The organism is Pantoea sp. NGS-ED-1003, assembly GCF_000738765.1.
Taxonomy (GTDB): Bacteria; Pseudomonadota; Gammaproteobacteria; order Enterobacterales; family Enterobacteriaceae; genus Pantoea; species Pantoea septica.
Window position 1 is genome coordinate 40,654 of record NZ_JPQA01000013.1, and the last position, 22,472, is coordinate 63,125.

Sequence of the window (22,472 nt, forward strand, 5' to 3'; positions counted from 1 at the left end):
TGTTAAGGAACACCGAATCATGTCAGGAAAACCGAAAACAGGAGGCGCGGGCCAGCTGCTGAAGCGCGTTCTCGTCGGGATCTGCTGTCTGCTGGTCGGCTACCTTCTGGTGCTGATGTATGCGCAGGGCGAATATCTGTTTGCGCTGCTGACGCTGATCGTCAGCGCGGCGGGCATCTGGATCTACGCTAACCGGCGCGCCTACGCCTGGCGCTACGTTTATCCCGGTCTCGCCGGGATGGCGCTGTTTGTGCTCTTTCCCCTCGCCTGTACCGTGGCGATCGCCTTTACCAACTACAGCAGCACCAACCAGCTCACCCAGGCGCGCGCGCAGCAGGTGTTGCTGAGCCGTCAGTATCAGGACGGCGCGGGAATGAACTTCGCGCTCTATCCTGCGGGCGATCGCTGGCAGCTGGTGCTCTCCGCTGACAGCGAGAGCTATGTCTCGCCGCTGTTCGCTTTTGGCGGCGAACAGCAGCTCAGCATGACCCCTGCCGCGCCGCCGGCGGGCCAGCGCGCGACGCTGAAGGTCGTCACCGGCAACCGGCAGGCGCTCAGTCAACTCCGCGCCAGGCTGCCGGACGGTCGCGAACTGGTGATGAGTTCGCTGCGGCAGTTCTCCGGCACGCGGCCGCTCTATCAGCTCACCGCCGACCAGCGGCTGAAAAATCAGCAGAGCGGCGAGATCTATCAGGCGAACGATCAAACCGGCTTCTTCCAGCGCGTCAACGCCGACGGCAGCTGGGGCAGCGAGCAGCTCAGCCCGGGCTTTACGGTTGGCGCAGGCTGGAAGAACTTTGTGCGCGTCTTCACCGACGAAGGCATCCAGAAGCCCTTCCTGGCGATTTTCGGCTGGACGCTGCTCTTCTCGCTGCTGACCGTGGCGCTGACCGTCGCCGTCGGCATGGTGCTCGCCTGTCTGGTGCAGTGGGAGGCGCTGAAAGGCAAAGCGATTTATCGCGTGATGCTGATCCTGCCCTACGCCGTACCGGCCTTTATTTCGATACTGATTTTCAAGGGGCTGTTTAACCAGAGCTTCGGCGAGATCAACGTGCTGCTCAACGCCCTGTTCGGCCTGCAGCCCGCCTGGTTCAGCGACCCACTGCTGGCGCGCGCCATGCTGGTTATCGTCAATACCTGGCTGGGCTATCCCTATATGATGATCCTCTGCATGGGGCTGCTGAAGGCGATTCCAGACGATCTCTACGAAGCCTCGGCGATGGATGGCGCGGGGCCGATGCAGAATTTCTTTCTGATTACCCTGCCGCTGCTGCTGAAGCCGCTGATGCCGCTGATGATCGCCAGCTTCGCCTTTAACTTTAACAACTTCGTGCTGGTGCAGCTGCTGACCAACGGCGGCCCCGATCGCCTTGGCACCACCACGCCGGCGGGCTATACCGATCTGCTGGTGAACTATACGTGGCGCATCGCCTTCGAGGGGGGCGGCGGACAGGACTTTGGTCTGGCGGCGGCGATCGCCACCCTGATCTTCCTGCTGGTGGGCGCGCTGGCGGTGATTAACCTGAAAGCCGTGCGGATGAAGTTCGACTAAGGAGGCGTTATGGCTATGGTACAACCTAAATCGCAGAAGCTGCGTCTGCTGCTGACCCATCTGCTGCTGCTGGCGTTTATCGCCGCGATTCTTTTCCCGCTGCTGATGGTGGTGGCGATCTCGCTGCGCGCGGGCAACTTCGCCACCGGCAGCCTGATCCCGGAGCAGATCTCCTGGGAGCACTGGCGGCTGGCGCTGGGCTTCAGCGTGACCCATGCCGACGGCCGCGTCACGCCGCCGCCCTTTCCGGTGCTGCTGTGGCTGTGGAACTCGGTGAAGATCGCCAGCATCAGCGCGCTCGGCATAGTGGCGCTTTCCACCACCTGCGCCTATGCTTTTGCTCGCATGCGCTTCGCCGGACGCGCCAGCCTGTTGAAAGGGATGCTGATTTTTCAGATGTTCCCGGCTGTGCTTTCGCTGGTGGCGCTTTATGCTTTATTCGATCGGCTGGGGCAGTATCTGCCTTTCCTGGGGTTGAATACGCACGGCGGCGTGATTTTCGCCTACCTGGGCGGTATCGCGCTGCACGTCTGGACGATTAAAGGCTATTTCGAAACCATCGACGGCTCGCTTGAAGAGGCGGCCGCGCTGGACGGCGCGACGCCGTGGCAGGCGTTCCGACTGGTGCTCTTGCCGCTCTCAGTACCGATTCTGGCGGTGGTGTTTATTCTGGCGTTTATCGCCGCGGTAACGGAAGTGCCGGTTGCTTCGCTGCTGCTGCGGGACGTCAACAGCTACACCCTGGCGGTGGGGATGCAGCAGTATCTCAACCCGCAGAACTATCTGTGGGGCGACTTCGCCGCCGCCGCCGTGCTCTCCGCCATCCCGATCACGCTGGTGTTTCTGCTGGCGCAGCGCTGGCTGGTCAGCGGCCTGACGGCGGGCGGCGTTAAGGGCTAATCTCTTCATCATTGCAGTGCCACTGCTTCCTCAATACTAACCATAATTGAGGGTTTTTGGCGGCCTTAGGGCCGCCGTTTTTATTTGTGCTGAAAGAGGTGCTTACGGCATAAAAATAAAGGCTGGCCACATCGCGCGGCCAGCGTGCGGCTTATTTCTGCGCCTGATCTTTACGTTCGTCGAGGGTCTGACGGTACTCATCCAGGAAGGGTTGCTCTGCCGGATCGATACGGTCCATGCCGCTGGTGAAGCGGTGCCAGTAGGGATAGCGCGGCGCCGGACGCGTCACGCGTTCAATGCGCTGGCGCTGCTCATTGCTCAGGGTGAGCTCGAAGGCATTGAGGTTTTCACGCAGATGCGTTTCGCTGCGGTTGCCGACGATCAGCGCGCTGACGCCGGGACGCTCCGCCAGCCAGGCCAGGCAGACCTGCGCGATAGAGGCGTTAATCTCTTTGCCGACCTGCTCCAGCACCTCGATCACGTTATAGGCGTGCTCCATATCGTGGACGTAGGGTTCCGGCCAGCCGCTGCCCTGACGCGTGGATTCCGGCGCTTTGCCGTGACGGCTGACCGCGCCGGTCAGCAGGCCTTCGCCCAGCGGCCCCCAGATCAGCGTGCCGATCTGCTGGTCAATCGCCATCGGCAGCAGCTCGAACTCCGCTTCGCGCGATTCTGGCGTGTAGTAGATTTGCTGGCTGACGGGCTTGAGCAGCTGCTGTTCGCTGGCGCAGCCTAACGTCTTCATCATCTGCCAGGCGGTGTAGTTGAAGGTGCCGAAGTAGCGGATTTTGCCGCTTTTCACCAGATCTTCCAGCGCGCGCAGCGTCTCTTCAACCGAGGTGACGCCATCCCAGTTATGGATCTGATAAAGGTCGATGTGGTCGGTTTTCAGGCGGCGCAGGCTCGCTTCGCACGCTTTGACGAGATGGTAACGGCTGGCGCCGCTCTCATTCGGGCCATCGCCCAGCGGGCTGCGCGCTTTGCTCGCCAGAATGACCTTGTCACGTTTATCGCCGAGCGCTTCGCCGACCACCTCTTCCGCGCCGCCCATCGAATAGAGATCGGCGGTGTCGATCATATTAACGCCGTGATCCAGCGCGATATCGATAAAGCGGCGCGCTTCGCTGGCGTTAACGTTGCCGGTTTTTTCAAATCCCGCTTTGCCGCCGAACGGCACCGTGCCCAGCACGAATTTCGAGACCAGCAGGCCCGAGTGGCCCAGTTTACGGTATTGCATTTACTTTCCTCCTTTACAGCTTAAAAAGGCGATCGTAGTCGCAATGGGTTTTGTGTGTTCAGGGGGGAAAGCGTAGGAGAGGATTGGGAGGGGTGCAAATTGTTCAAAAGCAAGTCAGCAAAGGTGCAATTTATTTTTTCCTTGTAACAACTACATTAAAACTGAAGTAAGGTATTTGTAAAAAAAATAAATCACGATCTGCTAGCTAAAATGCGCAATATTTTCGCGCAAAAAATAGATAAACATGTAAACCATCACTTTGCGTAACAGTTTGTTTGGGGAGATGAGCCCTGGTAATGCTATAAATATATTCACTCGCACATTTTTGATGCGAGACGCCACATTTTAGGGCAAGAATCTTCCTCATGTATATTAAATTTCTATAAAACAGCGATATTAGCGTTCTGATCAGGCATGGCACGGTAAATGCTTTAAAAAGTAAAATGCGTTTAAGCCGGAGTGTGATGATGTCAAGTTCAGTATTATCAGAGGTAGAGGTTTCCCACTACAGAAAGAAATGGGCGCAACTCTTTTTGGGGTTGGTGTGTATGATTTCAATCTCCAGCCCGCAATATGTCTGGGCGCTTTTTACCCGACCTTTGATGGAAAAATTACACGCGCCACTGGCAGAAATTCAGATCACCTTTTCACTTTTAATCATCCTTCAGACGTTTTTCTCCCCGCTTCAGGGAAAATTAATTGACCGTTTTGGCCCGCGCGTGCTTATCACCATCGGGACGCTGATGGCCGGTATTAGCTGGATGCTCGTCTCACGGCTTGACTCGCTTTTTGAACTCTACCTTTATTATGGAGTAATTGGTGGTCTTGGCACGGGCATCGTTTATATCGGTGTGGTCGGATTAATGGTTCGCTGGTTCCCTGAAAAAAGAGGATTTGCAACGGGCATGGTGGCAGCAGGTTATGGAATGGGGGCCATTTTAACAACCTTTCCCGTCACCGCCTCGCTCGCTACAGCAGGACTGGAAAAGACGTTTTGGCAGTTTGGCATTATGATGGCATCCGTTGGATTTATTGCCAGCCAGGGGCTAAGGATGCCAAAAGATAGTATTGAATCGCGCGCAGGGCAGCGATCAGCTGACGCTCCCAAAAGTTTCAGCTCAAAAGAAATGCTACGGCAGCCCATATTCTGGCTGATGTTTATCATGATGACCATGATGTCTACATCAGGACTTATGGTTACGTCACAGATGGCTATATTTGCTGAAGACTTTGGCATCACTTCAATAACAATTTTGGGGATGGCGGCTTTACCCTTGGCCATGACCATAGACCGCTTGATGAATGGCCTTACACGACCCTTTTGTGGTTACATTTCCGATCGTATTGGTCGTGAAAAAATGATGTTTTTTGCTTTTGGTCTTGAAGGCATTGCTATGACGTTGTGGCTGTTATGTAAAAGTGATCCTGTGTTATTTGTTTTACTTTCCGGCGTAGTTTTCTTTGGCTGGGGAGAGATATTTTCTTTATTCCCGGCAACCTTAACGGACACCTTTGGCACTCGCTTCGCTACGGAGAATTACGGTTGGCTCTATATTTCTCAGGGTATTGGTTCTATATTCGGTGGTCCCGTAGCGGCATTGCTTTATCAGCATACGCATAACTGGAGCATAGTATTTGGTAGCGCCATTACTCTGGACATTGCCTGTGCTTTACTTGCCATATGGGTACTTAAGCCCTGGCGGGCGCGATTTTTAGCCAAAGCCTGATTTAAAGCCGGTGAGTTGCAGGTTCAGTATTTGTTATTGAATCTGCAATTTTAGGCCTCTAATTGAATTGGTTTTTATTTGAAACTGTCAGCATAGTTGAATATTGATTCTGCCTGTGCCTCCTGCTCACTATCCATCATGGGTGAGCTAAATTTCTAACTTCATATAATAAGACTTATACAAACCCAGCGACATCCCTTCCTAAACCCGCTATCATGCGGATCCGGTCTGAATCCTGAGTGAAAGCGCTATTTGCCCTCCGTCTTCCTCTTTAAAACGATGTCCGGACATTAAAAAAGGCAACCAATGTGCCTTAAAATGACAACGCTACGCAAAATCTGCAGCAGTTTACCCCTGCTTTTTTTTCAGAATTCACGTAGCGCGATCCCCAGCTGAATTGCGGACAAATTGAACAGATATGGATGGATTAATCACCTCACACGCCCTGCTCCCGCTTTCTCAGTCGGATGACGACCTTGCGCAACGCCTGCGCGAGTTCGTACAGGATAAAGATGCGTTTGCGCCCAATACCTGGCGACAGCTAATGAGCGTAATGCGCGTCTGTCACCGCTGGGCATTGGCCAACAATCGCCTGCTGCTTCCTATGTCGCCTGAAGATCTGCGCGACTACCTGAGCTATTTGCAGTCTATCGGGCGCGCGTCATCGACTATCGGCACGCATCAGTCGCTGATCACGATGTTACACCGTAACGCTGGGCTGGTGCCGCCATCGACCTCGCCGCTGGTCTCGCGTGCGGTAAAAAAGATCAATCGCGTGGCGGTGGTCTCCGGCGAGCGCACCGGCCAGGCGGTTCCTTTCCGGCTAAGCGATCTGCAAAAGGTGGAAGCAGCATGGTCAGAAAATGCGAGCCTGCGTCACCTGCGCGATCTCGCCTTTCTCCATGTGGCGTACAGTACCTTAATGCGTATCAGTGAAGTGGCGCGCTTTCGCGTTGGCGACGTAATGCGCGCCGAAGATGGCCGCATCATCCTGGAAGGTTCCTGGACCAAAACCATTCTGGACACCGGCAGCCTGGTGAAAGCGCTGGGGTCGAAGTCGTCAGCGGTGCTGACAAAGTGGATTATGGCATCCGGACTGATTAATGAACCCGATGCCTATCTCTTTGCGCCGGTGCACCGCTCAGGAAAAGTGATGATCGTGACCGACGAACCCATGAGCACGCCCGCGCTGAAAAGTATTTTCACCCGCGCGTGGGAGGCTGCCGGGCATACCACGACCGTGAAGCCGAACAAAAATCGCTATCGCCGCTGGAGCGGCCACAGCGCACGCGTGGGTGCCGCGCAGGATCTGGCGCGCAAAGGCTATTCTGTTCCGCAAATCATGCAGGAAGGGACCTGGAAAAAACCGGAAACGCTGATGCGCTATATCCGCTATGTGGAAGCGCACAAAGGCGCAATGGTTGATCTGATGGAAAACAGTGAAGAGTAAGCCGCTAAGTTATCCACAGAAAAAGTGGACAGCCTGTGTGAAACTCCGGGAAAAGATGCGCTGAACGGTACAGTATTGCAGGAAACAGGCCGATTTTAGCGCTGAATTAACACGCAAATACATCAGGTTATCCCCCTGTTGTTTAGCCATGCGTTAATGTCATATCTGGAGGTGTGCAGCCAACAGACTTTGACCGTTTTTTTCCATGATGGTTCAGCTAAATTCGCTTATTCGCACGCTTTATGAACCTCAGGCCTCCTTGTAGCGCAACGCGTTAATCACTTCAGTCAGCGCAGGCATCATTTGACGGCGGCTGGCGTAGTAAAGATGGTATCCCGGAAAAAGCGGCCACCACGCCTGCAGAACCGGCACTAATTTTCCCCTTTCGATATAGTGCTGCGCCAGATCCAGCGGAACATAAGCGAGCCCCAGCCCATCCAGCGCCGCCTGCAGCATCAACCCGGTCGTGTTAAAAACGGTTTGTCCCTGCACCCGCACCGATAACGCTTTGCCCGCTTTTTCAAAATCCCAGGCGTAGATCCCGCCGCGTGTCGGCAGCCGCAGATTGATGCACTGATGCGTCGTCAGCTCAGCGGGCGTTTCCGGCACCGTTTTATCCTGCAGATAATCTGGCGAGGCGACTACCGCCATATAAAAGTCAGGGCCGATCCTGACGGCGATCATATCCTTATCGACCACGTTGCCGACCCGCACCCCGGCATCAAACTGCTGCGCCACGATATCGGTCAGCGCATAGTCCACGCTTAATTCGATCTGCATCTCGGGATAGCGCTTCAGCAGCGGCCGCAGTCGCGGCCAGAGCACGGACTCGATGGCGTGATCGTGCGCGGTTATGCGCACGGTGCCTGCCGGTTTTTTACCCAGCGCGCGAAGCGAGGCAAGTTCGCTGTCGAGTTCGCGCAGCATCGGCAGCAGCATGTTATAGAGCCGCGCGCCAGCTTCGGTAAGGGAGACGCTGCGCGTGGTGCGCGTCAGCAGTCTGACGCCAAGGCGCGCCTCCAGCGCCGTAATCGCATGGCTCAATCCAGAGCGCGACATGCCGAGCTGCGCGGCCGCTCGGGTGAAGTTTTTCTCACGCGCCACATGAAGAAAGGCGCGCAGGTCGTTGAGATTTTCAGGGACCATTGTTGAATATTCTGCACATACGCATTCACATTTGACCATCTTATCAAACAATCTTACGGAGCCTACACTGAACTCACTATCCACCAGCGGGGCTGGCGCCTGACGTTGCTCCCTGTACTGAGAACCGGAGCCGTATGAAGACCCTTGCCGCTGCTGCGATGTCCCTCGCACTGGCCTGTTCAGCTGCTTACTCAAAGGAGAAGACACCTGTGATTACCATCATGCAAAGTGGAGAAAAACCCTCGGTACCGGGATCGCCAGACTATTTCACCGGAACGGTGCGCATTGACTCGCCGTTTCAGGGAGGCGATCCGGCGCGCGTGGGCGGCGCGACCGTGACGTTTGAGCCTTCCGCCCGTACGGCGTGGCATACCCATCCCCTCGGCCAGACGCTTATTGTCACCTCAGGGCTCGGCCTTGTTCAGGAATGGGACGGTCCGGCGCGCGAGATCAGGCCTGGCGATATCGTCTGGATCCCGGCGGGCGTGAAGCACTGGCATGGCGCTGCGCCGCAGAACAGCATGTCGCATATCGCCATTGCCGAGGCGCAGGAAGGCATAGCGGTTGACTGGATGGAGCACGTCAGCGACGAGCAGTATGCGTTTCATGATAAATCTTGACGGCATAACGATTCGGCGGCGCATGGGGAGCCTGCTGGCGCTCTGCGTCGCGCTGTTTTGCTCCAGCGGCGCTGCCGAAGAAGCTTCCAGTCCCACTTCGATAAGGAACAGAACCATGCTGACCCAGCAGCAACATCCTCTTACCGCGCCGCAGAAGCAGACGGTGGCGATTGCCGCCAGCGCTGCGACGGGCGACATACCCGCACTGAACGCTGCGCTGCACCAGGGGCTGGATGCCGGTCTCACCATCAGCGACTGTCGTGAGATCCTGGTCCAGCTTTACGCCTACGCCGGTTTTCCCCGTAGCCTGAATGCGCTGGCTGAGCTGATGAAAGTCGTTGAGGCGCGTCGTGAGCAGGGTAAAAACGATGCGGAGGGCAACACGCCAGGGCCGCTGCCGAAGCCTGAAGAGATGCTGGCGGTCGGCACGCAGAACCAGACCACGCTCGCTGGCGGCCCGGTCAAAGGCGCGCTTTTCGATTTCGCGCCAGCCATTGATAGCTATCTGAAGGTTCATCTTTTCGGCGATATTTTCAGCCGCGACAACCTCGACTGGAAACGCCGGGAGCTGGCGACCGTAGGCGCGCTGGCAGCCATGACCGGCGTGGAGTCCCAGCTAAAAGCGCACCTGAATATCAGCCGGAACGTAGGGCTGACGGATGCGCAGCTGGCCGAACTGGTGCCGCTGTTTGAGAGCCGGGGCGAGCAAAACACGGCGCAACGGCTGCAGCGTGCGCTGGAGTCGGGCAGCGCACAATAACGGCATGCACCTGAACCCGCCGGTTAAACCCGCGGGTTCAGGCTGTAAACCAGCCGCCGGGATATTGCTCGCAGATGAATGCCACGAAGGCGCTGACTTTTGGGCTCTGCAGGCGGCGAGAGGTGTGCAGCACCCACAGCTCTGTCGTCTCGTTAGCCTCTCCCCATGCGATCAGCGCGCCTTTTTCCAGCAGATTACTGACAATCGACTGGGGCAGCATCGCCGCGCCGGCGCCTGCCGTTACGGCGTCACGCACGGCCAGCAGGGAAGAGAACTGCGCCACCGGCTGCGGGACCAGGCAGCGTCGCCCGTTATCCAGCGACCAGATTTCGCCTTCCCGGTGCGTGGGCATTACGACCGCAGCAACCGGGAGCGGGCGGCCGCCATCGCTGAGCGGCATCTCAAACCCGGGAGCGGCGACCAGCATGAGCTTGTCTCTGGCAAAGCATCTGCCCACCAGCGCGCTGTCCGGTGGGGGATTAATGCGAATTGCCACGTCGAAGTGCTCCTCAACCAGATTGCTGAGCCTGTCCTCTGCCACGGACTCAATCCGGACGTCGGGATAACGCGTGCGGAATCGGGCTGTGAGCTGGCCCAGCGCCACCTGTGAAAACAGCAGCGGTGCTGCAATACGCAGGCATCCTCTGGGACGGGTCGCGCCCTCCTGCGTCATAACGACAGCTTCGCTGATTTCGCGCATGGCCCCGGCCGTTCTGGCCAGCAGAAGTTTACCTGCCTCGGTAATTTCAAGCCGACGGTTGCCGCGCTCAATAAGGCGGACGCCAAGCGTTTCTTCAAGATCGGCCAGCCGCCGCGACAGTGTTGCCTTTGAACGCCCGCTGGCGCGGCTGGCGGCGCCGAACCCGCCCGAGGCGGCGATAAGGTGAAAATCTGTTAAGGCGTTAAGATCCATACGCTGTCTCATTTATGGAACAAAGAGTCTCGAGAATAGCGTCTTCCGCCATTAAACAAAACACCCTAATCTCTGTTTACACCCACCTGACATCACGGAGTAAACATCATGACTATTCTTGTTACCGGCGCCACCGGCCGTGTCGGCCGCCATGTCGTCGCCCAGCTTATCAGCCGCGGCGCTGCTGTTCGCGTACTGACGCGTAACCCTGACGCTGCCGGCTTTGGGCCAGGCGTCGAGGCGGTTAAAGGCGAGCTGCTCGATCTCGACGCCCTGCGCGCCGCCTTCTCAGGCGTTAGCACGCTTTTCCTGCTGAACGCCGTCACGGCCGATGAGTTTACGCAGGCCATCATTACCCTGAACGTCGCCCGCGAATGCGGCGTTGAACGGATCGTCTATCTTTCGGTGTTCGAGGCGGATAAAGCGGTAAACGTTCCCCATTTTGCCGTTAAGTACGGCGCGGAGCAGATGCTCGCGGCGATGAATTTTAGCGCCACCATCCTGCGGCCGACCTATTACATCGATAACGACGCGATGGTTAAAGAGGTCATCTTCAACCACGGCGTTTATCCGATGCCGATCGGAAACGTCGGGCTGGCGATGGTCGATGTGCGCGATATTGCCGAGGTGGCCGCTATCGAACTGATACGACGCGACCGGGCTCCCGGCAAACTGCCGGTCGAAACCATCAATATCGTCGGACCCGATACCCTTACCGGACCTCAGGCCGCTGCGGTATGGGCTGAGGCGCTCGGGCGACCGGTTAACTACGGCGGCGACGATCCTGCCGCGTTTGAAGCGAACATGGCGGGATTTATGCCGAGATGGATGGCCTATGAAATGCGTCTGATGGCCGAGCGCTACGTCAGCGACGGCATGATCCCGCAGACTGGCGATCGTGAGCGGCTGGTGGCGCTGCTGGGCCGTCCGCTGCATTCGTACCGCGACTTCGCGGCGGCGCTGGCGGGCTGAAGATCACTCGCCGTCGGGCGGAGAGGGCTCGCCCGACGCGGCCTGCTCAGCATCGTTAATCAGCCTGAGCAGGTGCGATACCGTTCTGGCCGTGCTGCTGCGTCGCCAGGCAAAGGCGATATCCGTATAAAGCGTGTTGTTCTCGATCTCGCAAAACACAATCTGCGGGTTATTGACGCAGCACATAGAGGCCGGCACCAGCGCGATGCCGCAGTTGGCGCCCACCATGCCGAGAGAGGAGGCGATCTGCGGCGCCTGCTGAAATCGCGCCGTGGAAAAGCCCGCGCGCAGACAGGTGCTGACGATAAGTTCATACAGGCTTGGGGAGACGTCGCGCGGGAAGATAATCAGCGTTTCGTCCGCCAGCTGCGACAGCGCCACGCTTCGCTGATGGCCAAGCGCGTGGCCAGCGGGCAAGGCGACGAGCATTCTCTCGGTGGCGATCACCTTCAGATTAAAGGCTTTGCTGCTTTCGCAGGGCAGGCGAATAAACGCCGCGTCGAGCAGTCCTTCCTGTAAATCCTGCATCAGCAGCGCCATGTTCTCCTCCCGCGTGGTCAGGGTGATGGCGGGATAGCGCGCCTTGAAACGCCGGATCAAATCGAATACCGGCTGACCAAACGCCACCGAACTGGCGAAGCCCAGCGACATCTGCCCGCTGATGCCTCGCGCCACGCCGCGCGCCTTCTCCAGCGCATTATCGGCCTGTTGCACAATCTGTATTGCATCAGGCAGAAACGCGCTGCCCGCCTCGGTCAGCTCGACCCCACGCGTTAAGCGCTTCAGCAACGGCGTGCCAATCTCATGTTCCAGACGCTGGATTTGCTGACTTAGCGGCGGCTGAGAAATGCCCAGCATTTCCGCTGCGCGGGTAAAGTGCAGCGTCTCGGCCACAGCAACGAAATAACGTAGATGCCGAAGTTCCATATCAAAAACGTCTCAAAGTTAACAGGTTTCGCTATTGGATTCTGCGAGCCAACTGGCCCAACATGATATTAACACGGCTTAACTATGGGTTTGTGAGGCACCATATGTGTAATATTGTATCTGATTGTTCATGTGAGGATCAGCTCAAGGAAACCCTTGGCAAACTTGCGGAAAAATCACCAGAAAAAGTTATCTATCAGACCTCGCTGATGAGCGCGCTTCTTAACGGGGTTTACGACGGATCGACCACGGTTGCGGATCTGCTGCGCAAAGGCGATTTTGGTCTGGGCACTTTTAATCAGCTCGACGGCGAGCTGATCGCTTTTGACAGCGAGGTGTATCAGCTCCGCTCCGACGGCAGCGCCCGTCCTGCCAGGCCCGATCAGAAAACGCCTTTTGCGGTAATGACATTTTTCAAACCTGAATACCAGCACCGCTTCGCTGAAACCGCCACGCGTGACGATGTGCACCGCGTTATCGACAGCAAAATCACCTCAGATAACCAGTTCTGCGCGCTGCGCATCAGTGGCCGCTTTCATGCCGTACAGACGCGCACCGTGCCCTGCCAGTGTCGTCCCTATCGCACCATGCCTGAAGTGCTCGGCAATCAGCCCACCTTCGACTTTCGCGAGGCGGAGGGCGAACTGATTGGCTTCCGCACGCCGCAGTATATGCAGGGCATCAACGTCGCAGGCTACCACGAGCACTTTATTACCGGCGATCGCCAGGGCGGCGGCCACATCCTCGATTATGTGCTGGAGAGAGGAGAGCTGACGTTCGGCGCCATCAGCCAGCTGGTGATCGATCTGCCGCAGGACCGCGATTTTCTGCAGGCGGATCTGAACCCGCAGGATCTGGATGAAGCCATTCGGGCTGTCGAAAGCTAACAACTGAGGTGATGATGAAAACGCTAAAAACCAACGTGCTCTGGAACAGCGGCGCCGATCTCGTGGTGGCGCAGCTTGAAGCGCAGGGCGTCAACCATGTGTTCGGCATTCCCGGCGCCAAAATCGACAAGGTGTTCGATTCACTGGTGGATTCCCCTATTCAGCTGATCCCGGTGAGGCATGAGGCGAATGCCGCCTTTATGGCGGCCGCGGTCGGCAGGCTGACCGGCAGCGCCGGCGTGGCGCTGGTCACCTCGGGGCCGGGCTGCTCGAACCTCGTGACCGGCATGGCTACCGCCACCAGCGAAGGCGATCCGGTGGTGGCGATTGGCGGCGCGGTAAAGCGTTCCGACAGCGCCAAGCAGGTTCATCAGAGCATGGATACCGTGTCGATGTTTCGTCCGGTGACGAAATTCGCCGTCGAGGTTACCGACGCCTCTGCGCTGGCCGAATGCGTGTCCAACGCTTTTCGCCATGCTGAGAACGGCCGCGGCGGCGGCGCCTTTATCAGCCTGCCGCAGGATATCGTCGACCAGCCGGTGTCAGGCACGCCGCTGCAGCACAAGGGACGCGTCACGCTGGGCGCCGCGCCCGATTCGCTGGTCGAGGCGGTCAGCCGCGAAATCGCCCGGGCCAAAAATCCGGTGATCCTGCTGGGCCTGATGGCGAGCCAGCCAGAGAACAGCGAGGCGATCCACGAGCTGCTGAGCAAAAGCCGCATTCCCGTCACCAGCACCTATCAGGCGGCCGGCGCGGTGCGTCAGGAGCACTTTTCGCGCTTCGCCGGACGTATCGGCCTGTTTAACAACCAGGCGGGCGATCGTCTGCTGCAGCAGGCCGATTTGATCATCACCATCGGCTACAGCCCGGTTGAGTATGAGCCCGCGATGTGGAACAGCGGAAAAGCGATGCTGGTGCATATCGATGTGCTGCCGGCGGAGGCTGACAATCTCTACCTGCCTGACGCCGAGCTGGTGGGTGATATCGCCCAGACCGTGCGTAAAATCGCCGCGCGCATCGCCTCGCCGCTGCAGCTCAGCGAGGCGGCCGCCGCCGTGCTGGAGGATCGCCGCCAGCAACGGCAGCTGCTGGCGATGCAGGGCGCCAGCCTGGATCAGTTCGCGCTGCATCCGCTGCGCATCGTGCGCGCCATGCAGGACATCATCAACAACGACGTCAGCCTGACCGTCGACATGGGCAGCTTTCATATCTGGATCGCCCGTTATCTTTACAGCTTCCGCGCGCGTCAAATCATGATTTCCAACGGGCAGCAGACGATGGGCGTCGCGCTGCCGTGGGCTATCGGCGCCTGGCTGGTGGATCCGTCGCGCAAAGTGGTGTCGGTCTCAGGCGACGGCGGATTTTTGCAGTCGAGCATGGAGCTGGAAACCGCCGTCAGGCTGAAGGCCAACATTCTGCACATTATCTGGGTCGATAACGCCTACAACATGGTCGCCATCCAGGAGGAGAAAAAGTACCAGCGCCTCTCCGGCGTCAACTTCGGCCCGGTCGACTTTAAAGCCTATGCCGAAGCCTTCGGCGCGGCCGGGTTTGCGGTAAACAGCGCGGCAGAGCTGGAGCCGACGCTGCGCAAAGCGATGGATGTGAACGGGCCGGCTGTGGTTGCCCTTCCCGTCGACTACAGCGACAACCCGCTGCTGATGGGACAGCTTCATCTCAGCCAGCTGCTCTGATCTAACCTTAAAAGGATAGCGTTATGAAAAATAAAGTGGCTTTTGTTACCGGCGCCGGTCAGGGCATCGGCGCGGCGATCGCATTACGCCTGGCGAAAGACGGCTTTGCCGTGGCGGTCGCCGATTATAATGCCGACACCGCGCAGCAGGTTGCGGGGACGATTACCCGCGCCGGCGGCAAGGCGGTTGCGCTGCAGGTCGATGTCGCCCGGCGCGATCGCGTCTTTGCGGCGGTCGAGGAGGCGAGACGCGCGCTGGGCGGCTTCGACGTCATTGTGAACAATGCCGGCGTCGCGCCCTCTACGCCGATCGCCGATATCACCGAAGAGGTGATCGATAAGGTGTATAACGTCAACGTGAAGGGCGTTATCTGGGGCATGCAGGCGGCAATCCAGGCCTTCGCCGCGGAAAGCCACGGCGGGAAAATTATCAACGCCTGTTCTCAGGCGGGCCACGTCGGCAACCCAGAGCTGGCCGTGTATAGCTCCAGCAAGTTCGCGGTGCGCGGGCTGACGCAAACGGCGGCTAAAGATTTGGCTGCTGCGGGCATTACGGTCAACGCGTTCTGTCCCGGCATTGTAAAAACGCCGATGTGGGAAGCGATCGACAAGCAGATATCGGAGGCGGCGGGAGAGCCGGCGGGATACGGCACGCGGGAATTTGCTAAACGCATTACGCTGGGGAGACTGTCCGAGCCGGAAGATGTCGCCGCCTGCGTCTCTTTCCTGGCGGGTCCCGACTCCGACTATATGACCGGGCAGTCCTTATTAATCGACGGCGGTATGGTGTTTAACTAACGTCCGCGTCGCCTGCCTTCTTTACGTTCTGAACGAGAGCAAATCGCTTTGCTCTCGATTCAGAACTTATCAGCAGGGTTATTTAGGCAGCGCGTAGACCACGACCTGGTCGCCGACCTGATCTTTCAGTATGGTGTTGCCGCCGGCGACAAAGGCGACATACTGGCGTCCTTTGTATTCATACACCGAGGGGTTTGCCACGGCTGGCGCTTCAACCTGATCGGACCAAAGCTCCTCTCCGCTCGCCAGCGAGTAAGCGCGGACTTTCGCGTCCATCGAGGCGCCGATAAAGATGACGCCGCCTGCGGTGACCGCCGGGCCGCCGATAGTGGGCGAGCCCCAGCTTTCCGGCATAAAGAACCCGTACTGCTGAGACGCGCCAACCGGACGTCGCCATTTCACGTCGCCGGTGTGCATATCCAGCGCCACGATCTCGCCAAACGGCGGCTGCCAGCACGGCATGCCGAGCCAGTTATTCGCCACGTTCAGGCGCATCCCGTAAGGCGCGCCCTCCTGCGGCGCGAATCCGCTCTCATTACCGGAGTCTTTATCCGCCTTATTGTACTCTTCACGGCTGTAGAGCTTGACGTACTGCACGATGTGCGAGGTGTTCACCACCGCAATCTGATTCTGCGGATCGAAGGCGACACCGCCCCACTGCACGCCGCCGGCGCTGTCAGGATAGGTTAATGCCCCCTCGCCTTTGGTGGTTGGCGGCGTATACATGCCTTCATAGGTCAGCTTATCCCAGAGACGCGAGCACTGCCCGGCGCCGACGATATCGGCCAGCTTCCAGATTTCCGGTTTTTTAGACTGATCGAGCAAAGGCGCCGGTTTGGTCGGGAACGGCTGAGTAGGCGAAAGTTTCTCGCCCTGAACGGAGCCGTCGCCCTGCGGAACCGGACGCTCCTCGATCGGCCAGACATCTTCGCCGGTCAGGCGGTTCACGACGAACAGGAAGCCCTGTTTAGTGGCCTGGATAAGCGCCGGGATCGGTTTGCCGTTGACCGTGATGTCCATCAGCGTCGGCGCGGAGTTGATGTCGTAATCCCAGACGTCATGATGCACCCACTGGCGCGACCAGACGACTTTGCCGGTGTTCACATCAAGCGCGGTGGTTGAGGTGCCGAGCGGAATGGCGTCGACGCGGTTGCCGCCCCAGTAGTTAGGCGAAGGCGAAGAGACCGGCAGATAGACTAGCCCGTTAGCCTCGTCGGCGGACATATGGGTCCAGACGTTGGCGGTGCCGGTGCGCTTTCTGATGTCGGCGGGAATGGCGTCAAAGGTCCACTCGCGCTGACCGGTTTCGGCATTGATGGAGAAGACGGTACCCGGAGGCGCTTCGGCATAGGCCCAGTCTTTACCCGCCCAGCCGACGATCAGATGGTTGCCGACCACGGTGGGCGGCTGCAGCAGCGACAGCGGAAATTTCGCATTCAGGGTGTTCCACTGCTCGACGTTCAGCACGCCCTTATCGGCAAATTTTTCGCATGGTTTGCCGGAGTCGGCATCCAGCGCATAGAGTTTGCCGTCAACGGTGCCCATATAAACGATCTTCTGGCAGGCCTGCCCGGCAACCGGGTTTTTCGCCTGCCAGTAAGAGACGCCGCGGTTCTTCAGGACCGGCTGAGTCAGCGCTTCGCGCGGCGCTTTCGTATCGTAATGCCACTTTTCTTTCCCGGTGCCGGGATCGAGCGCAATCAGCCGGTAAAAAGGCGTGCCGATGTAAATCGTATCGTTGGCGAACACCGGCGTGGCCGACCAGACGGTGGCAGGCGTTTTGCCTTTGCCGTCGGAGACGTCGCCGGTATGAAATTCCCATACTTTTTCCAGCTTGCTGACGTTATCGGCCGTGATCTGCTTGAGAGGGCTGTACTTCTGGGCGTTAAGCTGGCCGTGGAAGCTGTCCCAGGTCGCTTTTTCCGGCACCAGCGGCGACGCCGTATTAGCGGCGGACGCGACCTTTTTGCCATCCTGTTCGGAAGAGGCTTCTTTAGTGGTGTTCGTGGTGCCAGGCGACTGCTGATCGGCGGCATCCACATTAAGCTTCTCCTGCGTTCCCTGAGAAGCTTCGGCGGCCTTATCCTCGGCCTGTAATGTGAGTGGCGTCATCAGCAGCGCGAGCGCCGTCATGCTGACTTTCATCAGCTGCTTTTGTTTATCGCTATGCACGGGCAATTCCTCAGGCTCTGGCGGGTGTGGTGTGACGGGCGGGACGGCGGCCGAGAAGGATCAGACCAGCCAGACCGAGTACCATGGCGGCGGTAATGATCCCCTGATGGAGCAGTAAGGCGGCAAAGCCGATACCCACCAGCACAATCAGCGTCACGATGCCCCAGAAAATGCGTGCGCCGCGCCCTGACGCGGCGCGCAAAATCAGCGTCAGCAAAGCCAGAACTACGCTGGCGATCGCCACGCCGAGCGCGCCGATGGTGCCGGTGACGCCAGTCAGAGGCGTCAGCCAGGCGTAGAGCGCCAGCGCGAAGCCGATCGCGGCCGCCAGCAGGAGCAGCAGCGTGCCGGCGCGTGAAGGTTGAGAATGCAACATAGCAGCAAATCCCCTGTAAGAATAAAATGATAAAAATCATGCGTCTCGTTATGCCTGAATACGCCGCCGCGCGAACGGCAAACCTGAGCGCGACTGAACATTCCAGCAAACGCGGTGAAGTATAGGCGAGAATGACTTATTCGTTTTTTGAAAGGCGACTCATGCACCTGCGCGCGCTCAGAATGCATGCGGCTAACCATTATGACCTGAGCATAATTAATGTATTATGCGTTACTGACCTTTGCCGCATGCGCTGATATCCCCCTTAACTATGCGAAAAACTCAATCAGGCGCTTCCGGCGTCGCCCTGTTAAAAACCTCTCTCGGCAAAAGCATGGCCGTGTTTTTGTTGCTCACCAGCCTCTTCGTTATCGCCATCAACGCCTGGTCGTTATGGAACTCATGGCAGCAGACGGTGGGCGAAAAAAACGACGACGCCCGCAACCTGTCGGTTTCGCTGGCGAAGCAGGCGGAAGATGCGTTTCTGCAGGTAGATATCACCCTGGCGGATGCGGTCCGGCAGCTCCGGCAGCGGGGCAATGAGTACGCCGCGACGCCGGCTTTCCTGCACCAGCTAAAAGAGCAGCAGGCTAAGCTACCGCAGCTGCACGGGCTCTTCATTTACGACACCGAGGGGCACTGGATCGCCTCCTCCGGCAATTTTGTTCCGACGAACGCCAGTAATGCCGATCGCGCCTATTTCATCTGGCATCGGACCCATAACGATACGAATTTGCTTATCAGTCGGGTCATCCGCAGCCGCTCAACCGGCGATTTGGTGATCCCGGTTTCCGTTCGCCTGAACGACAGCCAGGGCCATTTTGCCGGCGTCGCGCTGGCCACCGTGCGGGTTGACTATTTCCGTCAGTATTACAGCTATTTCGCCCTGGGCAATAAAGACACCCTGGGGCTGATCCTGGCGGATTCCTCCGTCTTATATATTCGCCCGTTCCCTGACGCCTTTATCGGCCGGACGCTGGCGTCCAGCCCGCTGTTTAAAACGGAGCTTAAGGCCGCCTCAAGCGGCAACGCCACCTGGCGCTCTACGCTGGACGGCGTGGTGCGCGTGTTTGGCTACACCCGGCTGGAGCGCTATCCGTTGATCGTCACGGCGGGCTACGACCGCGACAGCATTCGTCGGGAATGGCTGGCGGGGAATTTGGTTAACCTGCTGCTTAACCTGGCTCTGCTCTGCGCTATTACCGGCATGGGCATCATGCTGCTGCGCCAGGTGGGCGCCAACGTCAGAAATCAGATTGAATTAACCTACGTGCGCGATGAGCTGACCAACATCAATCACACGCTGCAGTCGCTGGCGCTGGTCGACGGCTTAACCGGCCTGGCCAACCGAAGGCAGTTTGATGCGCTGCTTGAGCAGGGGTTACTTAAATCGCTGAAAACCGGCGACCCGATCGCGCTGGTGATGATCGATATCGACTGCTTTAAACGCTTTAACGATACGTACGGACATGTGGCCGGCGACGAGTGTCTGCAGGATGTCGCCCACGCGCTGAAAGAGAGCGTTCATTTTCACGGCGATGTGGTCGCGCGCTACGGCGGCGAAGAGTTCGCGATTATTATGCCGAACACCGACGAGTCCGAGGCGAAGATAGTGGCCGAGCGCGCCGTCAGGAGCGTGATGGAGATGGGCATCGCGCATGAGAGTACCGAAGTCTCGCTCGGTATCGTGACCATCAGCGCCGGCTACAGTTCGCTGGTCTCTGAAGGCAAACCGGCAGAGGCTGAACAGCTGAAAAAAGAGGCCGACCGCGCGCTTTACAGAGCCAAGCGCAACGGCCGGAATCAGGCGAGCGGTCAGGTCTGACCGCCCGACCGCGCCCCCGTTTCTCCGGGGGCGCGGTTTAAAGCATGCCGTACATCAGCGCCGACACGGTGAGCAGGCCGCCGACGATGACGATAAGCGACATGCCGCCTCGCAGCGTCTGCAGCTCGCTTCGGGTGTACACCAGCCAGGCGGGGATCACGAACAGGAAGATCGCGATCAGCGGCCCGCAGACGGTTTCAATCAGCGCAATCACGTCCGGGTTCCAGTAGGCCACCGCAAGCGACACCGCAAACATCAGCGCAAAGGCCACCGCTTTGGCTCGCTTGCGGCCGGATTGATCTTTCAGCCCGGCGGCGTCGCCGATCAGCGTAGCGAAAGTTTCGGCGACCGGCAGACAAACCCCCAGAAACGATTTGGTCATCGCCACCATCGCAATAAAGGGCGCAACGATAAACAGCAGACCTGCGCCACTGTTCCCTTCCATCACCGCGAGCACGTTCAGGTTCTGCGTCCTGGCTGCGATAAACACCTCGCGCGGCATGCTCAGCACACAGCTCAGCACAAAAAAGATGATGCTGAAAAAGATGGCGCAGTAAGCCAGACGGACCACGCGTACGGCTTTCTGCTCGCCGCCCTTCCCCTTTTCCTGGTACCAGGAGGAGAGCGGCGACATCATCGGCGCGGAACAGAATGAGAAGGTGATAAGCGGAAGCGCCAGCCAGAGCGCCTTCAGCGACTCGCCAGCAGGTGCGGCCGTGGTCTCTCGCAGCGCCTGAATCAGGTTGGAGAGATGCCACGACGGGATCTGCATCATGGCAATCAACAGCAGAGAGACGGCAAAGGGGATCGCCAGCGTGCTCATGGTGGTGACCACGCGGTCGCGGCCTTTGCTTAACACCAGATAGAGTAACGACACCGCGATAAAAGCCAGCACGGCGCGGTTCAGCGCGGCGACATGCAGGTGGGCGGTAACATAGTTGTCTAACGCATTGACCAGCGAGACGACGTACACCAGCGTGACGGGAAAATGGGCTACGCAGAAAAAGATCTTAATGCCCTGACGCCCTTTTGGGCCGAAGAATTTACCGAAGAGCGGAAGAGCGGCGTTTTCCGCCTGATGGTCGCGCATAAAGATGCGGCAGATCAGCACGTGCGGTATCAGCGACAGCGGCAGGCCCAGCAGCAGCATCATAAAAAACACCAGCGGCCCGCGCGTTCCCACCTCCACCGGCAAAAATAGCGTGCCGGCGCCCACCGTGGTGCCATATACCCCCATCATCCAGATGGTATCTTTCAGCGACCAGGATGGTCTGTTTGCTACTGCGTTTTCCGTACTTGCTTGAATAGTCATTTTTACACTTTGAATTACTGGTTGTTCAGATGCCGGCGCAACAGGATTGATCACTCTTTGTCTGGCCAGACTGAACAGAGCGAAGGAGACCGGACATCCGCGCCAGACCAGACACATAACAAGGCGGCAGATTGTCTGGTAAAAAAGCGAGCAGGCCAAATGATTTCGGTGAAAAAAACCTGGGCGTTTACGTCTGGATAACTATTTTTAACCGTTATAGCGTGGTTCGGTTCCCCGCCCTGTCCTGCTCAAAAATTTTATGTTTCACCAGACGGTCGCGCAGCCAGCGTTGCGCTTTGCCGGCGGGCGCCTGTTTAGACCAGAGCAGATCAATGCCGACGATCCAGTCGGTATGGGGGTACTCCTGCTGCCGTAGCTCGATCAAGGTCCCTGCGCGCAATTCGCGATCGACGAACTCGCGAGGAAGCGACGCCCATCCGAGACCGGCCAGCGCCGCCTCCAGCATCGCGCTGTAGCTTTCCACCCGCCAGAGCATGGGACTGCCTAAGTATTCGGTGGTGGCGATCCTTGTCTCCTGGGAACCAAAGGTGATGTGCCGCCAGCTGTGCAAATCGGCAAAGGAGACGGGGATGCGCTGCTCCAGCGGATGCGCGGCGCTGACGACATGCACCATGACCACTTTCCCCAGCTGCCTAAACTGAATTTTCTCGCTCTCAACGGGGTGAGACAGCGCGATGCCCAGATCGACTTCGCCATTTTTCACCATCGCCTCCACATCGCCGCGAAAAGGCTCTTTGATATGGATATCGACCTCAGGAAAGGTCATAGAGAATTCATATAGCACGGGCGCAATCGTGACATAGGGAAGCTCGGTGATGCTGCCAACTTACTGATTTAGTGTATGATGGTGTTTTTGAAGTGCTCCAGTGGCTTCTGTTTCTATCAGCTGTCCCTCCTGTTCAGCTACAGACGGGGTGGTGCGTAACGGTAAAAGTACTGCCGGACATCAGCGCTATCTCTGCTCTCACTGCCGTAAAACATGGCAGTTACAGTTCACATACACAGCCTCTCAACCCGGTACGCACCAGAAAATCATTGATATGGCCATGAATGGCGCTGGATGCCGGGCAACCGCCCGCATTATGGGCGTTGGCCTCAACACGATTTTACGTCACTTAAAAAACTCAGGCCGCAGTCGGTAACCTCGCGCATACAGCCGGGCAGTGACGTCATCGTCTGCGCGG

The 22,472-nt window shown here is 58.1% G+C and carries 19 protein-coding genes and 1 pseudogene; 12 read left to right on the forward strand and 8 right to left on the reverse strand.

Features of this window, described 5'->3' with window-relative positions:
- Positions 1–19: 19 nt before the first annotated feature.
- Positions 20–1,552 (forward strand): maltose ABC transporter permease MalF, encoded by a 1,533-nt coding sequence (gene malF / locus JS46_RS21370; RefSeq protein ID WP_033755650.1) that lies wholly within the window; start codon positions 20–22, stop codon positions 1,550–1,552.
- 9 nt (positions 1,553–1,561) lie between these two features.
- Positions 1,562–2,452, forward strand: a complete 891-nt coding sequence (gene malG, locus JS46_RS21375) for a maltose ABC transporter permease MalG (RefSeq protein ID WP_033755652.1) — start codon at positions 1,562–1,564, stop codon at positions 2,450–2,452.
- 151 nt (positions 2,453–2,603) lie between these two features.
- Here malG and JS46_RS21380 read toward each other — a convergent pair whose 3' ends face one another.
- Complete coding sequence (locus JS46_RS21380) at positions 2,604–3,689, reverse strand: aldo/keto reductase (protein ID WP_033755654.1); 1,086 nt, start codon at positions 3,687–3,689, stop codon at positions 2,604–2,606.
- A 443-nt stretch (positions 3,690–4,132) separates the two neighbouring features.
- Here JS46_RS21380 and oxlT point away from each other — a divergent pair, with 443 nt between their 5' ends.
- Positions 4,133–5,416, forward strand: coding sequence for an oxalate/formate MFS antiporter (gene oxlT / locus JS46_RS21385; RefSeq protein ID WP_033755656.1), 1,284 nt, complete (start codon positions 4,133–4,135; stop codon positions 5,414–5,416).
- Positions 5,417–5,834: 418 nt separating this feature from the next.
- Positions 5,835–6,866 carry a tyrosine-type recombinase/integrase gene (locus JS46_RS21390; RefSeq protein ID WP_033755658.1) on the forward strand — a complete coding sequence of 344 codons (1,032 nt, stop codon included), beginning with the start codon at positions 5,835–5,837 and terminating at the stop codon, positions 6,864–6,866.
- 249 nt (positions 6,867–7,115) lie between these two features.
- On the opposite strand, the gene JS46_RS21395 is transcribed toward JS46_RS21390, so the two are convergent.
- On the reverse strand, positions 7,116–8,012 hold the full coding sequence (locus JS46_RS21395) for a LysR family transcriptional regulator (RefSeq protein ID WP_033755660.1): 897 nt from the start codon (positions 8,010–8,012) through the stop codon (positions 7,116–7,118).
- A gap of 134 nt (positions 8,013–8,146) precedes the next feature.
- Between JS46_RS21395 and JS46_RS21400 the strand changes: the two genes are divergently transcribed.
- Together JS46_RS21400 and JS46_RS21405 are read left to right on the forward strand one after the other, a co-directional pair.
- Positions 8,147–8,632: a cupin domain-containing protein gene (locus JS46_RS21400; protein ID WP_033755661.1), complete on the forward strand. Its 486-nt coding sequence runs from the start codon at positions 8,147–8,149 to the stop codon at positions 8,630–8,632.
- Positions 8,633–8,654: 22 nt separating this feature from the next.
- On the forward strand, positions 8,655–9,392 hold the full coding sequence (locus tag JS46_RS21405) for a carboxymuconolactone decarboxylase family protein (RefSeq protein ID WP_152560726.1): 738 nt from the start codon (positions 8,655–8,657) through the stop codon (positions 9,390–9,392).
- A gap of 37 nt (positions 9,393–9,429) precedes the next feature.
- Here JS46_RS21405 and JS46_RS21410 read toward each other — a convergent pair whose 3' ends face one another.
- Positions 9,430–10,305: a LysR family transcriptional regulator gene (locus JS46_RS21410; RefSeq protein WP_033755664.1), complete on the reverse strand. Its 876-nt coding sequence runs from the start codon at positions 10,303–10,305 to the stop codon at positions 9,430–9,432.
- Positions 10,306–10,413: 108 nt separating this feature from the next.
- On the opposite strand from JS46_RS21410, the gene JS46_RS21415 reads away from it, so the two are divergent.
- Positions 10,414–11,277, forward strand: coding sequence for an SDR family oxidoreductase (locus JS46_RS21415; RefSeq protein ID WP_033755667.1), 864 nt, complete (start codon positions 10,414–10,416; stop codon positions 11,275–11,277).
- 3 nt (positions 11,278–11,280) lie between these two features.
- Here JS46_RS21415 and JS46_RS21420 read toward each other — a convergent pair whose 3' ends face one another.
- On the reverse strand, positions 11,281–12,204 hold the full coding sequence (locus JS46_RS21420) for a LysR family transcriptional regulator (RefSeq protein ID WP_033755669.1): 924 nt from the start codon (positions 12,202–12,204) through the stop codon (positions 11,281–11,283).
- Between the two features lie 104 nt (positions 12,205–12,308).
- On the opposite strand from JS46_RS21420, the gene budA reads away from it, so the two are divergent.
- Genes budA through JS46_RS21435 form a run of 3 tightly spaced genes read left to right on the forward strand, consistent with a single transcriptional unit; the run spans position 12,309 to position 15,582 of the window.
- The gene (gene budA, locus JS46_RS21425; protein ID WP_033755670.1) at positions 12,309–13,091 is read left to right on the forward strand and encodes an acetolactate decarboxylase; all 783 of its coding nucleotides are present in this window, start codon (positions 12,309–12,311) and stop codon (positions 13,089–13,091) included.
- Positions 13,092–13,105: 14 nt separating this feature from the next.
- A complete protein-coding gene (gene alsS / locus JS46_RS21430; RefSeq protein ID WP_033755671.1) occupies positions 13,106–14,785 on the forward strand; it encodes an acetolactate synthase AlsS in 1,680 nt (559 codons plus the stop codon).
- A gap of 23 nt (positions 14,786–14,808) precedes the next feature.
- Complete coding sequence (locus tag JS46_RS21435) at positions 14,809–15,582, forward strand: (S)-acetoin forming diacetyl reductase (RefSeq protein WP_033755672.1); 774 nt, start codon at positions 14,809–14,811, stop codon at positions 15,580–15,582.
- 78 nt (positions 15,583–15,660) lie between these two features.
- Here JS46_RS21435 and JS46_RS21440 read toward each other — a convergent pair whose 3' ends face one another.
- Both JS46_RS21440 and JS46_RS21445 read right to left on the reverse strand, forming a co-directional pair.
- The gene (locus JS46_RS21440) at positions 15,661–17,715 is read right to left on the reverse strand and encodes a pyrroloquinoline quinone-dependent dehydrogenase (protein WP_369799195.1); all 2,055 of its coding nucleotides are present in this window, start codon (positions 17,713–17,715) and stop codon (positions 15,661–15,663) included.
- Between the two features lie 49 nt (positions 17,716–17,764).
- Positions 17,765–18,130, reverse strand: coding sequence for a hypothetical protein (locus tag JS46_RS21445; protein ID WP_033755676.1), 366 nt, complete (start codon positions 18,128–18,130; stop codon positions 17,765–17,767).
- A 271-nt stretch (positions 18,131–18,401) separates the two neighbouring features.
- Here JS46_RS21445 and JS46_RS21450 point away from each other — a divergent pair, with 271 nt between their 5' ends.
- Positions 18,402–19,955, forward strand: a complete 1,554-nt coding sequence (locus JS46_RS21450) for a sensor domain-containing diguanylate cyclase (RefSeq protein WP_224481799.1) — start codon at positions 18,402–18,404, stop codon at positions 19,953–19,955.
- A 37-nt stretch (positions 19,956–19,992) separates the two neighbouring features.
- Here the strand turns inward: JS46_RS21450 and JS46_RS21455 are convergent, their stop codons facing one another.
- On the reverse strand, positions 19,993–21,267 hold the full coding sequence (locus JS46_RS21455) for an amino acid permease (RefSeq protein ID WP_200879048.1): 1,275 nt from the start codon (positions 21,265–21,267) through the stop codon (positions 19,993–19,995).
- A gap of 214 nt (positions 21,268–21,481) precedes the next feature.
- Positions 21,482–22,105, reverse strand: a complete 624-nt coding sequence (locus JS46_RS22995) for a substrate-binding domain-containing protein (RefSeq protein ID WP_227741460.1) — start codon at positions 22,103–22,105, stop codon at positions 21,482–21,484.
- Between the two features lie 49 nt (positions 22,106–22,154).
- Here JS46_RS22995 and JS46_RS23670 point away from each other — a divergent pair.
- A pseudogene (locus tag JS46_RS23670) lies at positions 22,155–22,472 on the forward strand (IS1-like element IS1A family transposase); the annotation flags it as partial.